The organism is Aquibacillus salsiterrae, assembly GCF_028416595.1.
GTDB classification, from domain to species: domain Bacteria; phylum Bacillota; class Bacilli; order Bacillales; family Amphibacillaceae; genus Aquibacillus_A; species Aquibacillus_A salsiterrae.
On the sequence record NZ_JAMQKC010000028.1, the window covers coordinates 19,011 to 35,016 of the forward strand.

Sequence of the window (16,006 nt, forward strand, 5' to 3'; positions counted from 1 at the left end):
AACATGAGGACTGTACCTATTGAATGCAAAGTTCAACAAAAGGATGGAACGTATTCTTAATAGCCATAACCGCCACCGAATGACGGATAGATAAAGATTAGTAAAATGAACAATACAACTAATAGGATGAATCCTCCACCATGGCCTGCAGCGCCGAATCCACCGTAACCTGCGCCCATGATAACACCTCCTTAATTAACCTAATAGTACAATATGTAATTCATATCGTTTTGTTACGGACAACTACCTAGATTTTGCAACTATTAGTTTTATTAATTTTTTGTTAATGATAAGAAGGTTTCAGGTGCCACAATTAGACAAATGTCTTGTTCATCGTTCCTTCTATGATAAAATAACCTAATTATCCGTGATGAATTGATAAATTAGATTAAATTCGTTATAATTAATTGGCCTTAAAATAATTGAGGGGGAAATTTTTTGTCAGTTGAAGTAGGAAGTAAATTAAAAGGTAAAGTAACCGGCATTACAAATTTTGGTGCATTTGTAGAACTACCTGGAGGATCAACGGGCCTTATTCATATTAGTGAAGTGGCTGATAGTTATGTCAAAGATGTGAATGACCACCTAAGCGTCGGTGATGAAGTGGAAGTGAAAGTGATTAGTGTCAAGGACGGTAAGACTTCCTTGTCAATTAAGCAAACGGTAGAAAAGCCACAGGGTCAAACCAATTCAGAGTTCAAACGCCAACCGCGTCAGGGTAGAGATAACAAAGATTTCCGTAAAAAAGGAAATTTCAAGCCAAAGGAATCATTTGAAGATAAAATGGCTAAGTTTCTAAAGAACAGTGAAGAAAACCTTTCACAACTAAAACGCAGCACTGAATCAAAAAGAGGCGGCAGAGGCGGTAGACGCGGATAGCTGTTTACACGATATAACATACGAAAAACAGGGAACAGAACTCATTAATGGACATCTTCCATAAGAGCTCTGTTCCCTTTGTTTTAATAACAAAAGCGCAAGTCAGATATTCTCCAACTTGGGTTGGAGTTCGCTTGATTTTAGCTTTATCTGTCCGAATTGAGGCTTGATTCGGACTCTGTTCGCTTGATTTTAGCTTTCTCTGTCCGAATTGGGGCTTGATTCGGACTCTGTTCGCTTGATTTTAGCTTTCTCTGTCCGAATTGAGGCTTGATTCGGACTCCGTTCGCGTGATTTTAGCTTTCTCTGTCCGAATTGGGGCTTGATTCGGACTCTGTTCGCTTGATTTTAGCTTTCTCTGTCCGAATTGAGGCTGGATTCGGACTCTGTTCGCTTGATTTTAGCTTTCTCTGTCCGAATTGGGGCTTGATTCGGACTCTGTTCGCTTGATTTTAGCTTTATCTGTCCGAATTGAGGCTTGATTCGGACTCTGTTCGCTTGATTTTAGCTTTCTCTGTCCGAATTGAGGCTTGATTCGGACTCTGTTCACCCCATTTTACAACTTCTCTGTCCGAATTGATGCTTGATTCGGACTCTGTTCACCCCATTTTACAACTCCTCTGTCCGAATTCAACCTTAATTTTAAATTCGGTCTCAAACTTGGAGTAATTCATCAGTTATGCTTGGCATGATACTTCAACTTCAACAAGATAGGACCTAGAATTCTCGGGTTAGAGTTGACATTTTAACTCGTCAAGCATCTCCGTCACGAGCGCTTCCTGATAGGCTGCCTTTCTGTTATGTTTCATTGTTGCAATCACGGCAGACAACTCGTTTGTCCCGATAGAATCAAGCTTCGACAATCGCTCACTAGAAAGCACCATCTCTGAAACTGACGCCTCGTAATCTTTCACACTCATTTTCCACAAATGAACATGGTTTGGATAACGCTCGAGCAACCGTGCAGCCATCCCTACACCTTCTGGGTCTAAATCACCTGCATAATGTAACTCACAACCTTCTTGCACAAGTAAATCCATTAACAATAAAGCAGCCAATTTGAACTGACCGTGTGTACATAGTAATGGCACATGGGGTAACTCATCTAATAGGCTAGAGTACACTCCAGAATTTTCAACAATCCACACCTTCTGTCCACTAAAAGGATAAACACGCTTCAAAGTAACTATTTCTCTTAAGGGAATATTCATCACGCTATGGGATTTTGCCGCTTCACCCCACATCGAATGAACACCTCGGTCTGTTTCAGCAATTAGGTTCGCACCAGTTACATAATTGGTAATGTCATCCCTCATGATTCGATAAGTTAGTAGTAAATCATTCGTTCCTTCACTGTCAGTGGGAACGACCACTTTCTCATCCCCCGCCCGATGAACCGATAATAGGTGAACTAACAATCTGCCTAAGATCGTATTTAAATCAAACGCGTGTGGATTTCGGGTAATTCGTTGACTTAACATTGGTAACCGTTCATACGTTACCGGCAAGTGATTAAAAGCTTTACTTAGACAATGAACAGCCGCTTCGAATCCGGCAGGGTCCTCCTCAATATATCGATAAATCCAATACGTATCCGCACTTTTCTGACGTAAATAACGAAACCAAAATCGAAGGGCAGTTACGTCATTTTCGAGCTTGACCAAAAACGTCCCCATTTGTTGCTCTTTCCTTTGTTTTGCTTCTTTTTTAGAAATTAAAGGTGCATTAAAATATGCTTCTAATAACTGATGTAGCCCAATCCCCTCAAACTTAGTCCGCTGCAACTGGACATCAAACTGCTCTAACGATACTTTCCCCTTCTCCTTTAATTCCAATGGGGTAAGCCCAAAAAAGGATGCGACAGAGGCTAACTCATCGTCAGAAAAACCTGCTAATTTAACGGTTCCACCAATTCTGCCAATCGATTCATACTTCTTTTTAAATAGAGTAAAAAGGTGAAGATAGCCTGCATCGCCTTTAAAATACGTTAACGCTTCGTTTATCATTCTATCACCTATCCAGTGACTAAATTATCTTGTTGATATAACTACTATTTTTACAATTTCCTGATTCGCTGCCATCAGATTAACGTTTCATCTTCTTGTTCGATTGGTGTTTCAAATGCTAATTTTTCCCCGTCCCAGTAGTATTTGATCACACTGACAAAGTCAGCATTTTTCGGCCGAACTAACTCACAAATGGACAGACTACTAATCGTATCATAATCACCCCAAAGCACCTGGGAATTCATCATATAATTAAAGCCTAATTGCTCAACAATCTCAAACATCTCGCGAATATTGTTTTCATCGACACCAGCAAAGGCCTCATCCAATGAAATAATATACGGAGCATGTGCTTCGGCTTCTTTGTAGCGGGAATAGCATGCCGTGAACAATGGAATATACATCGCCATCGCTTTTTCCCCGCCACTAAATTTATAAAATTGATTGTTTGTTAGCTCACGTCTTGATTCCCCTTCGCGCCTGAAATACAAGACAAATGAAAACCACTTACGATAGTCTAGTACCTCTTTTAACACTTGCAACAAGGTTTGCGTTTCACTCGCGCTTCCTATCAAGTCTTTTGCTTTCGCTATTTTAGACCGAAAGTGCATCGTAATTTTCTCTAAATCTTCTTCCTTTAACAGTTTAGCATCCTGCCTTAGAAGCTGCACTAAGTCGACCGTGTCAAGCTCTGACTCTGTATCAGCTGTTCTTGGCTTCCACCTAATGGAAAAAGATAAGCCGGATGAAGTGTCTCGCGTTTCCATTAAATGCTTCATTTCGTTAACCCATTGCTCGGCTCGTCTTATCCGAGCTCGAAGTTTTTGACCAACCGAATGAAATAAAATTTCTTCATATAATGCTTTATCTTGTTCATCTAATAGACTTTCCTGCCTAGCTTGGTCGAGCTCCAACTGTTGCTGGACTGTATAAGGACTAACCTGTTTGCCTTGGTAATCCAATTCAATCAAACGACGGGTCGCTTTTCCCTTCCACTTTTCAACATGTGGAAGTTCCTCTTCGCCTACACCATTATTCATCCAATCCGGTACATCAACAGAGACACTAAATTCATTCATGCGATATTCCATCAAATCCGTTTGTTGCTTATAAAATTCCTGGGTAAGCTGACCGAGTAATTTACTACCGTCTTTTTCTTTTAAAATATCTCCGTATTGCTTAACAACTTCCTGAGCTGTGCTTGTAAGTTCTTCTTTCTCTACATCGACGAACCTGCGCGCAAGCTCTTTCTCAAACGACTGTCCCCATGCATCCATCATATTTATCCAAAAATCCACTTCCACTTGCTTAGCTACTACCTTTTCAGCAACATGCGATAGTTCCGTTTCTTTCCGCGGTTTCGTTGTTACTTTATCAGTTAAGTTTGCTTCTAAAAACTTTAACTTTGTTTGAACCTCTTCAATTTGTTTCCGGATATCAGCAACACCTTGTTGCTCTAATTGCAATTCAATTTGCTCCAAATTCTGCTGAATGGCTTTGATACGATCTGTTGCTACATTGATTTCACCTTTTAACTCATCCATCCCCTCCATCAATTCTTCTAATTGGCGAGTGACATCATCAAGGCGTGTAATATTATGGACATATTTAATATGTTGCTTTTCTAAATCGGATAAATCTTTGTCATATCTTTTCATAACGACAATGGCTGCTTGGTAGGCAGGTAGTTTTCTTTCAATATTAAATGTTCTTGTTTTCTCGTCCATCGATGCTTTGATTTCTGAATATTGCCGATGAATCTCCTTTAACTGAGCAGTCAAGGTTTGCAGCCTGCTTTTATGCTGTTCGATTTGGAAACGAGCTTGTTTAATATGATGAAAGCTCTCCTGTAGATCGGTATCATTCGGAAACTGACTGAACCTTCTATTTGCCTCAGTTATCGCATCATGGACTGTGTCAATCTCATCGGTAATTACTTTTTTGTCGCCTTGTAAACTTTCAATTTCTGCTTGAAGCAATTGAATTTGTTCTTCTCTAAATCTCTTTCTTGCCGTTCTTCCGATATAGCGAACATTATCAACAGGAACAGCATGTCCCTTCATTAGGCCGATGGAATAGTTTCCTGTTTCACTAATTGAAAAACTAGATTCCTCATCTTCTCCGATCATGATACTTCTTAACACATCATCGACCGCAGTAGCTGAAATGAGACTAGAGTCGTCGACGTCTGGTTGCAAATAATCCGCTAACGTAAAAGCCATCATATTCGGCGCTGGAGTGAACACGCGGTCATGCATAATTGCAACATTCTCCTCGGTAATCAACGCGTCTAACATCCCACTATCAAGAACAGCTGCCTCTATCCGTTTTTGAACATCAAGTTCGACATGGTCTTGAAACTCGACAGCTGCATAAAATGGGACATAGGCTACACCGTTGTCTGTTAACTGCTTTCTTGCTAGTTTCGTCTCTGGATGAATATCTGGTTCTGGGTCCTTTTTCATCTTCCACTCTTGTAAGTCTTGCTGCTTTTCCTCAATTTGGGCTATCACTTGATTCCGATCAAATTCCAACTGTGATAACGTTTGACGCTTCTGTTGCTCAAACGCAAACACAGCCTGTCGAAATGGCTGCTTCACCTGTTCAAATGAATTCGGTTCATAAAGAAAACCAATTGCTCTTGACGCTTCCTGAATCGCATCCTCACTCACCTTTAACCACGGTGTATCACTTAACCAGTTGTATATTTCATCAAGCTTCTTCGCTTTATCCTCTTCAAACAGCTTTGACCACTCTTGTTCTTGATACGTGACATCATCTAGTTGTTTTGTTTCTGCGGCCAATTCTTTATCTTTTTCTTGGTATTTATCCTTCAATGATTCATACTGTCGCATTTCGACTTCGATTGCTTCAAGATCGTTTAAATGGCTATTTGTTTCCTTTTGCCATACGGAAAAATCAAAGGTATCCTGAGCACTCCGCTCAAAATCTTGGCGGTTCAGTTGATGGGTTTGGCCAAACGATGCCTCCTCTGCGTCATTTTCCATATCCAATATCATATCGTCGATCGCATGCCTTCTGTCAGTAACTGAGCCTTCAAGTAAGTTTTTTTGATCAAGCAATTGTCGTTCTTTTTGTTGTCGTTGTCCTAATTGCTCATTTTTTCGCGACAAGTCACGTGATACTTGCTCAAACTTCTCCTGCTCTTGGCTTCTTTCTTTTTCCAAATTCCACACCTTATGTGACGATAATCGTTCCTTTTGTTTTTGGTACGTTTCCTGCTCAATCGTTAAGTCGTTAATTTGTTCCGTTAATTGGGTAATCTCGTTTTCTAAATTTTGATTTTCGTTTACTAATTGGTCATAGATTTGCTGTTCTTTTTCCACCCGTTTACTTGCACTCAAAAATTCTCTTGCCTGATCGGCTAAGACACGCTGATTATACGTCGAATATACGTGATTTAGGCTTCTGATCGCGGTAACTTCCCGCTCTAACTGCTCAATTTGTTGTTTGGTTTGGTCCATTTGTTCGATCGTGTCTGACAAATGACGAAGGTCCTCATCGGATAACGGTGGAAGTGCAGCTTCTAATATTTCATAGATAACTGTCGGCCGGAAATCTTTCGATAGCTTCGGACTTCTGAGTTGGATCAATAGCTTAATCAAATCCTCATAAGCTTCCATTGTTTCAAACCCGAACACATACTTATTTACTAGCTTCATATATTCGTTTTGCGTTTGAACAACCTGTCCACCATCACCAATCACATTTTCCAGTTCAATCCGCGAACGTGGAATCTTTTGTTTTTCCCCAGCATTATTTTCATACTTATATAAGTCAAAATCATAGCCAATCCGCCGATTATCTGTAACAACAAAGCCCCAGAATTTCATCGGCTTGTTCCGCTTTGCCTGAAGGCCAATACCAATCGTCATATACTGCTCATTGTCAGCCTTTTTAAATTCTAAAAACAAATAACCAGTCCGCTCATCCCGATCAACAACTTCTTTCTCACCTAATAAATAATCTTCCATTTTCCGCGCCTTCGAACCAAAAGGATCTAAGCGATCAGGCGATTTTTTCCCATCTAACAAAACTGGTAAAAAGCTCTGCATCGTTACCGACTTTCCTGAACCATTACTTCCTCGCAACAATAATTTACCATCAGCAAATTCAAAAACCTCTTCATCGTAATACCAAAAATTTAGTAAACCCGCTCGGTTCATTTGCCATTTATTGTCCATTATCTGTCACCTCCACCTTAAAATCTTTCGGGTAATGACCAATCATCCGAGTAATCGCTGGTTTCAAAATGAGCATCCCCGTTTCCACCTCGACTGTAATCATTTCCCATCCCTTATAAAAGTGTAACAATTCCTCTGCCACCGCACTGTAAGTCATGTCACGATACTTTTTGCTCCAACCACTGCTATAATCGTTTCTTACCATTTCGATGATTTGCGAAAACTCTTGCTTTGTTAAGCGAATTTCTCCGAGTGGATTAATAGCGAACTCGTCCACATGCTCTCGTACGTAGCTTTGAAAATGCAAGGCAATGCTCATGATCGATTTTTGATCCGGAAATAATGTGTACCTTTGCTTCTTTTCAGGTAACACTAGGAAAGCTGCATTTTTGAACACTTCTAGCTGGAACGGTGTATTTTCCTCCAAATCATCGTGGAGTCTATTCCGGTAATTACGGATGTAGGCAAAATCCGGGTCATCCTCACTCTCACGGTAGACGACAGGTGAGAACATGAGCTTACGGTACACGCGTTTCCTTCTCGTATCTGCTTGATGTCGTTGCCACTCACTATCAAGAATTGCTCTTGTCGTATCATAACGAACCAAATCATCCGGATACGACCGCATAAAGTAACGAGCATAAACAGTAACTTCATATAATACTTCCTGCTCCTCATTTGCTGCGAATAGTTCAATATCTCCATCTACCGCTTTAATAATCCGCAAATCAACCATCTTCATAAGTGCCCGTACCAACGACTTACGATGCTGATAATTCGTCCAATCTAACGGAAAGTCACCAGGATACATATCTTGAATATCCTCTGTTATATCTGACAACAAAAACTGCTCATCAACCGTACGCCTTTCACAAAAAGCTAACCCACAACAGAAAATCGCATAATCTTGCGAGGAGGTAAAGTCCTGTATCCCCATCCATGCCTTGGGATCAACTGGAATTTTCTCAAGCTTAATGAAATGTTGATGGACGATTAAATCAAAGCCGAATTTTTCAGATAAATAGCGTTTCAAGCTTTTCTCCCGTTCGCGAATCATTTGATAAGTTTGTGGTTCATCAGCACGCAACACCCAAAATTGTTCAAATAGAATACTTAGCGCTTCTTGTGTTTTTTCATCAAAAGCTGTTTGTTCCATTACCCAACCTCCTCATCGATGAACTCAAAAATTGCGTTTGGCATCTCCAACACACCATCCTCAGCATGGAGAGAAACGCGTTCATCGGAAAGAACGACATGGACTCTTTTCCCGAGTTCAGTTTTAATTGTCCGATCTTTACGTGCCATTGCTTTACCAATCCATGATAACAACATTTTCCTAACATGCGTTTCAACGACAGGTAAATCCTCGACTTTGATCTCGTTACCTTGAATGTATTGTTCGATTAACTTCTTCTCTCTCACCTTTTGTTCTAAATGAATGCGTTTCATTTCCTGCTTTTTCTCTTCATTACTTTTCACCGCACCAGCTTTTGTCTTTTCCCGATAATTCCTTACAACTGGCTTCGTTTCATGTACCATCGGCTTTTCATCCCATACATCTGCGTAAATATCCTCGGTAGGAATATCATCGATAAAAAAGTGTCTCGTATGGAATACACCAAAGACAACAGATGATAATTCATGCGCCTCGTCAATAGATTCCATTGCACCGAACCATTTGGCTAGGTGAAGGTAATCCTGCTTTCTACTGCGAAATTGTTGATGTCTTTCCCCAAGTCGTTGCACAACACGCGTAATCCTTCGAATGGACTCATTCGTGCGCTGTTGAAGCATTTCATATTCACTTTCACCATGCTCATTACCAAGAAACCATGCCTTTAAGCTTGTCCATTTTTCCAGATATTCTTCGGCTGGGTTTGTGCTTGATTCGGTTTCCTCTTCAAAGCGAAACACCTGCTCTTGATGTTGTTTTACTTGTTGGAAAAACTTGCTTAACTCGTTGTTTGTAATCCCCGTTAAGATTGCTTGGATTTGCAACGATGTACTTTGTAACGCAATAATAAAGTCACGCAAATAGGTCGTAAACTGGTCCTTATAGACGAGAAATGCCTCGGTTTGCATCCGTTCTTCCACTTCTTCACTACTAATATAAGCAATGTAATCAGACGTATTTTGTGTAATTTGCCGGAAATACATCAGCACATCATCCCACACTTGGGCACATTCTTCGTTTGTTTCCGTTTGCTTCCCATGTGCGACTGCTTCTATTTTTCGGAGCGATTGATATAACCGCTCAAATTGTGTACGTTCAAGCGACCCACCGAACGAGTCTCCTAGTTGCTCCAAATTAATTAGCATTCGTTCAAAGTCAACCGTATACGGGGTACACTGATACCGAAATCGCTTCTTCTTAAATTCTTCTACCGTTCTCGATTTCCCTAACTCCTGCCTAGCAATCAAATTTCCCCATTTTACAAGGGAATCCAAATCAATATGCAACGCTTCCTCTTGATAATCTTTAAACTCATCGAATTGTTTCAGATATTGATAGATTTCTTCTGGAAAAAGAAATTCTCTCATCCGTTCATGTTGCAGATAAAAATAACGTAAAATCGTCCGGTAGCACCAAGCCTTTTCCGCAGTCAAATACGTCGCCTCTTTTACACGCTTAAACATTTCCCCTCACCAACTTTTATCAACTTTCCTTCATTTTATATTTTACACCAAATTTAGTCTAACGTAATCCAGAAGTAAATTATGGAAGCACGGGGACGGTTCTTGCGCTTCGATCAATGGTCTAAATTTCAGTAGTTATTCCAACATTTGCCTGATGAAATTTAAATCTATGTGTTTTGATTAAATACTAGAATAAGTTATAATAGATATAAAAGGGAGTGATAAAAAATGGAAAATACAGGATTAAACCAAATCCTCGAGGCACTTAAACTTCATGGTGAACATGTCAATGCTAAATTTGATGAAATGAAAAAACAAATGGATGAGCGGTTTGAACAAGTAGATAGGAGATTCGAACAAATGGATGAACGGTTTAAGCAAATGGATAAACGATTTGACCGTATGGAAAAAAAACTTTCTGGAATAAGAGTTGATTTATCAGAAACCCAGGAAACGGTTGATTTCTTATCTAGTAAATCAGCTCAGCATGAAAAAAAGCTTCGAATCTTTCCCGAACAACATGATTAAGCCCACTCGCTTTATGCCCCAAATTTGTTTAATTGCCTAATAACAGTGTGTCTACCATCTTGGATAATAGTGTTTCCATAGTAAAAAGTAACCGTCATCCTTGGTCGTTGGACAGTTTTATTTGTTATGAATGTAAGCAAATTAATGTCTTTCTATTAACTGTCACCTATACTGATTTGCACGTATTTTGTGGATTTCCATATCATGCCTGGATACTTAATTGCAAAGATCAATGTCATATGCAATATTTATTATTTTTTTCAGCAATTCTTTATGCCTCACTTCATTAACATCACGATCACGTTTAGCCTCCCCAGTTAGCACTTTAATCATCTTGCTATTTTCTTGTACCAACTCATGGTTTTCTTGTACTATTTTGTTGCTTTGTGCGACCATCTACCTATTAATCCCCGGGTAGGCGCCCTGCACTAGGTAATTTTTAGTTTTTTTCTATCTTTTCTTGTAGCAAAAACTGTGGATAACTCGAGTTTCACCCCTGTTATCCACAGTTCTATCAATTATTATGCACATTAACCTTGCAACTACTTTTTGCGGATGTTTCCTTTCACGTTCACTGTTACGTTTTCTCGTGTTAGTGTTAAGTTACTTTTATCTTTCCGGCTTCCTAATTCAAATTCGTTGACAGCAAAGTCTACATAACCGTCTGCAGCCCGAACTCGAAGCACGGTATCTTTGTTCGCTTTTTTAAGGAGATCAAGAATTTGCTGATGAATATTTAGTTCAACTGCATCATCTTTACTTGCACCCTTAACAGGTATGACCAAGCCTCCTAAAGATTTAGCTTGCCCAATCGTTTCCTTCACGGTTTCGTTATCTAAATTAACCGCCACTTTTTTCTGCTTTGGTTTCGACTTCGCGCTTGGGACAATTGGCTTTTCACTTATGCTCATGGCGTTATCCTTTAGTGTCGTAAACGTTGAGTATAGCGTGACTGTTATGTCTTTTGTATTTTTTGCTATAGCTGTTTCACTATTTTGATAAATTGTTTCTATCACTTCTTCTGAAGGCTCAACTCGAACATTGATTTGATTTTCACCATTAGTTAAGTCCACCTCTTGGGCAAAGGTCATATCGTCATTTAGGGTGACTCGCTCCCCATTAATCGTGACAATACTATCCTTAATCGCATTCCCTTTCAGTGTGACTACGTCGGATGCAATGGTCGAATTGTTGCTTGGTTCAGTTATGACGAGTGGCTCATCTAACCACCGTATAATCTCATCGTCAATTACCATTTGGTTATTTCCTTCGTTGGTTACGGTTACCTGCATTTCAGTACCTATCGCCCCATATCCGTAAAAACTGACATCATCATCCGACTTATCGTTTGGCGTATGGTCAGCTAATCCTTCCTCATCCCAGGAACCGTTTTTCACATACTTGTATGTGAGTTGCGTTCCTTCTTGGAATTCCTTTGTAAATTGCCAATCCGTTGTGACAGCTCCATTACGCGACATCTCCCAAGCGCCTGTGCTCCAACCATTTTCACTTCCTGGAATCGTTATCGCTGTATCAAGTGATGTTGTTTCCGGTGCATGTACTTTAAATGTTACTTCGACCATGACAATATCTGGCTTAATCTCAATCGAGTTCGATGCTACGACATTGCCTGCTTGGTCAAAAGCCTTCACTTGATATTGATAAGTGGTTCCATTTTGTACAGCTGTATCTTTAAAACTAGTGACCTCGGCATCCTTGATTTGTTGAATAATTTCACCATCACGCTCAATAACCGTTAAATAAGCATCGCCAGCTACCGGTTCTACTAAATTCCAAGACAAGTTAACTTGACCTGACTCTACGATTGGCTGTTCAAGGGCTATGCTTTTAGCTGGAGCTTCTGTATCTTCCTCGTTTTGAGTAAAAGTGACTTGTTTCTCATTGGTGTATTTCCAAGTCAGACCCCGATTGGTCGTAAAAGCAAACCGATACGTGTATCTTCCTAGTTCAAGCGGTTGGAAGCTACTCTCAAACACATTGTTCGTACCGTATTCTCCACCTTGATTCGTATAGGAAGCATCATAGGAAGTCCATCCAAGATCATAATCCTTTTTCACTTGAAGTTGACCTGTTAGCCCTGTTGCTAAGCCAGAATCCGTTGCCCCATCTATCCATACTTGCGCAATAATCGGATAAGAATTAGCTAGATTTAAGGTGTCATTATCTAGAGTGGTGAGACTACCGAGCCAATAGCTATTTTCCATCCAACTGTAGTGGGGCACAGCTGCCTCTACAGTTTGGGCTTGCTCGGATTGGTTGCCATTCGCATCAACAGCAACGACTGCAAAATAGTATGCTTCCCCATTTATAAGTCCTTCAACAGTAAAGCTTTTCTCAGTCGTAGTTCCTATTTCTTCATATAAGGCACCTTGAAGTGAAGATTGGTAAACCTTATATTCACTACTATTGTCATTACCTGACCACGCAAGCCTTACCTCTTCTTGTGCTGATTCCACTTGTAAGTCTGTTACTTTCTCTGGAAAACGTAGATCCTGATCCCGATCGCTTACTAACATGCGACCAGACATGGCTGGGATTGTAAGGGTCGTCTTTCCGTCCAAGGTCTCGATCTGATAGCTTTTATCAAGCTGATCGGTGAGTGTAATTCCATTTTTCACTAGATTACGAACGTCAAGTTCAACTGTAACATCCTCATTTCCCCGATTAATCGCAACAAGTCCTGCTTGATTCTCAGTTGTACGAGCAAACGCGTAAACATCCTCGTTGGCATAAACCGTGTTCAAGTCACCATAAGCAAACAAATCAGCATTGTCCTGACGTATTTGACCGATTGTTTGATAGTGATTAACAAGGTCTTGATCCTCCTGTCCCCACGGATAGGTGCGGCGATTATCTGGATCACTGGAACCGATTACACCTGCCTCATCGCCATAATAAATAGTCGGCGCACCTGGATATCCCATCTGAATGATTGAAGCCAGTTTCAGCCTTTGAACTCCAAGCTGATAATTATAAGTCGAATCTAGCTCAGCTCGTTCCTTAGCATCATTTCCCCCACCAAGAATGTAAACAGCCCGTGCTGTATCATGTGAACCCATTAAATTCATTAATGAATAAAAGGCTTCCTGTGGGTAATCTTCTTGCACCGCTAGTAGTTGTTGGTCAACATTTACGGCATTTCCATTTTTCAAAAAGTCAAGCACAGCTCCGCGGAAACGATAGTTCATGACTGAATCATACTGGTCACCTAAAAAGTACTTTGAGGCATCGTCCCAAATTTCTCCGAGAATAAGTGGCTTCTCACCTTCTTGCAAGGTTGCTCCTGTACCAGCAAAGCTATCATTCTTTAGTTCGCTGCGGAATTCACGCCAAAATTCAGAATCGACTTCATTAGCCACGTCTAAACGCCAGCCTGATCCCCCATCTTCTAGCCATGATTTCGCAACAGAATCGTCATCGTACATAATATAATCGGCAAATTGTTCATTGTTCAGTTCACTATCATAGTCTACCGCAGAACCAGGGACACTTTTAATTTCTGGTAGTGAGTCATAGTCCCACCAGCCTTGGTAAGCGTAATGCTCTGTTGATTTGCCTTCATCTACCTTCTCATTTTTGATGTTAAACCAGTTATAATAGCCATACTCATCATCGAAAACTTGTCCCTCTGCTTCGAGTTGAGAGCGGGCCTTCATTTTTGCTTCTTCTTCCGTTAACCCTTGCTCATTGGTAAGGTCATAGATTCTTGACCAATACTCATAAGCACCGACTGTTTGATATTTTCCATACCGATCGAAATAAATCGAATCATCCCCGACATGGTTAAACACACCATCCATAATTAAATGCATACCACGTTCTTCTAATTCATCCGTAAAGGCTGTAAATTCTTCTGGCGTGCCAAACATGGGATCAATTTCTTTCCAATTACTAGCATCGTATTTATGGTTGGATGCTGCTTCTGAGATTGGGTTTAAATAAAGCGTGTTTACGCCAAGCGACTGGAGGTAATCAAGTTTCTGTTGAATCCCCTCGATATCTCCGCCAAAAAAATCATTGCTCCAAATGCCATCCCCATCATAGTTAGCAGAACCTGCCAAGTCTGGATTATCGGGGAGCTCGTTCCAATCACGGTTCTCAATCAGCTCAGAGCCACGAGCTGTTGCTTTGGCTGTATCATTGCCTGGATCCCCATTAAAGAAACGGTCTGGGAATATTTGATAGACTACAGACTCTTTCATCCAATCAGGTGTTTGATAGCCTGGGTCGAATACTGTCAACTGAAAAAGGTCTGCATTGGCATCGGCAGCCTTCCCTGTTCCACCTTGTACAGAATCTTCCCCATACTCCGCTGTTGTCGTTTGATCCTCAACAACAAACTTATAACCATATACCCCTTTTAATTCCGGAGTAAAGGTTGCCTCCCAATAATCATTGCCATCGACTGTAGCTGCTTTATTCATGGCAATTACTTGTGATGAACCTGAATTTTGATTTTTCACATATAGATTTGCCTTTGTTAAATCACTCCCAGCCGTTTTCAGGCGCAGGGTAACGTTTGTTCCAACTGATATCGCGCCAAACGGAGAGCGGTACGTGTTATCTTGCGTATCGTGATAAAGTTTATCCTGATTGATTTGTCCATCTGTTTCTCCTGGTTGGTAATCAGTTGTCACCGCTTTTGTTTCATTGTCATAAGCAAAGGTAATCTCCGTGTCATCCACTACAGTTAATGCTGCATTTACCTCGGGATATTCTTCACCCCAACTGTCACCCAAGATTACTTTATATTCATAATTCCCTTTTGGTACATTCGTTTGGTAGGTGTATACGTTATCAAAATCATCGTCGATTAATAAAGCTGTTGAAGTGGAAGGACTCCATTCCTCTCCCGCTTCAATGGCTGGTTGAATATCGCCAGCTATTCTCGGCTGCTTTTCATTCGGAATCGCATCGTACCAGGTTGAATCGGCAATCGCTTTCATTCCATCATGATAGTAAAAAGTGACCGTTGTCGGTTCGGCAAGCGTTAGGTTGATGTTCGCTCCATTATTCCCTCCTTCCCCATAATTTTCATCCCAGCTGTTGTTAATGGCCACTTTGTATTCATAAGAACCTGCTGGTAGTTCTCCGGAAATCTGATAAAAATCATTGCCAATCGCAGTCATTTCCGTTGCTGAAGCTGCAGGGTCCCAGTCGCTTTGGGCACCAAGTTCTGTTTGTAAATCCCCTACTAATGTAACTGTTCTGTCGACTGCATTCACTTCGATAGCCGGACTGACGCCTATCACCAATTGGATAAGTAATGAAAAGACGAGCACAATAGCGATATTTTTCATTCGTTTCTGTTTCATACTTTATTCCTCCTCCCAATTAAATCACGAATAAGCTTTTGTGTTATGCACAAAGTCGTGCAATCGTTTGCATAAATGTGTGCAATAAACAGCCTCCCTTCTTTTAAAAAGTTGATTACCAACTTAGAATCTATTCATACCTGGCAGATCTCACGTTTGTACAAACGTTTTCACAAAGCTTGCTATTATTCTTGCATATTTTAAATAGTTTATCAAGATTATCTTACTAATTAATACATATAATAAACTAGCTTGAAAGGACGAAATTTTTAGCGCAGTCTTGATTAGTGTATATAGTAATCTAAAAGTGGGCCACAAAAGTCATTGAAAACTCCCCCAGTAGGTTATAATAGCCCAGTAGAAATAAATTAATTGATTTCTAGTGGGGAGACTGGAGCGATGATTAACTTGAAAA

9 protein-coding genes are annotated in these 16,006 nt (G+C 40.4%); 2 read left to right on the forward strand and 7 right to left on the reverse strand.

Going from position 1 to position 16,006, the window contains the following annotated elements; translation table 11 throughout:
• Positions 1–56: 56 nt before the first annotated feature.
• Positions 57–179: a YjcZ family sporulation protein gene (locus tag NC799_RS16465; RefSeq protein ID WP_272447536.1), complete on the reverse strand. Its 123-nt coding sequence runs from the start codon at positions 177–179 to the stop codon at positions 57–59.
• Positions 180–438: 259 nt separating this feature from the next.
• On the opposite strand from NC799_RS16465, the gene NC799_RS16470 reads away from it, so the two are divergent.
• Positions 439–879 carry a S1 domain-containing RNA-binding protein gene (locus tag NC799_RS16470; RefSeq protein WP_272447537.1) on the forward strand — a complete coding sequence of 147 codons (441 nt, stop codon included), beginning with the start codon at positions 439–441 and terminating at the stop codon, positions 877–879.
• 731 nt (positions 880–1,610) lie between these two features.
• Here the strand turns inward: NC799_RS16470 and NC799_RS16475 are convergent.
• From NC799_RS16475 to NC799_RS16490, 4 genes are all read right to left on the reverse strand, one after another.
• A complete protein-coding gene (locus tag NC799_RS16475) occupies positions 1,611–2,885 on the reverse strand; it encodes a TIGR02679 family protein (RefSeq protein ID WP_272447538.1) in 1,275 nt (424 codons plus the stop codon).
• A gap of 74 nt (positions 2,886–2,959) precedes the next feature.
• Positions 2,960–7,090 (reverse strand): TIGR02680 family protein, encoded by a 4,131-nt coding sequence (locus NC799_RS16480; protein WP_272447540.1) that lies wholly within the window; start codon positions 7,088–7,090, stop codon positions 2,960–2,962.
• Positions 7,080–8,246, reverse strand: a complete 1,167-nt coding sequence (locus NC799_RS16485) for a TIGR02678 family protein (RefSeq protein ID WP_272447541.1) — start codon at positions 8,244–8,246, stop codon at positions 7,080–7,082. Before NC799_RS16485 ends, NC799_RS16480 begins: the two co-directional genes overlap by 11 nt.
• Positions 8,246–9,727, reverse strand: a complete 1,482-nt coding sequence (locus tag NC799_RS16490) for a TIGR02677 family protein (RefSeq protein WP_272447542.1) — start codon at positions 9,725–9,727, stop codon at positions 8,246–8,248. Before NC799_RS16490 ends, NC799_RS16485 begins: the two co-directional genes overlap by 1 nt.
• A 228-nt stretch (positions 9,728–9,955) precedes the next feature.
• Between NC799_RS16490 and NC799_RS16495 the strand changes: the two genes are divergently transcribed.
• Complete coding sequence (locus NC799_RS16495) at positions 9,956–10,255, forward strand: hypothetical protein (protein WP_272447543.1); 300 nt, start codon at positions 9,956–9,958, stop codon at positions 10,253–10,255.
• Positions 10,256–10,471: 216 nt separating this feature from the next.
• Here NC799_RS16495 and NC799_RS16500 read toward each other — a convergent pair whose 3' ends face one another.
• Positions 10,472–10,651: a hypothetical protein gene (locus NC799_RS16500; protein WP_272447544.1), complete on the reverse strand. Its 180-nt coding sequence runs from the start codon at positions 10,649–10,651 to the stop codon at positions 10,472–10,474.
• Positions 10,652–10,797: 146 nt separating this feature from the next.
• The gene (locus NC799_RS16505; RefSeq protein WP_272447545.1) at positions 10,798–15,591 is read right to left on the reverse strand and encodes an alpha amylase N-terminal ig-like domain-containing protein; all 4,794 of its coding nucleotides are present in this window, start codon (positions 15,589–15,591) and stop codon (positions 10,798–10,800) included.
• Positions 15,592–16,006: the final 415 nt, after the last annotated feature.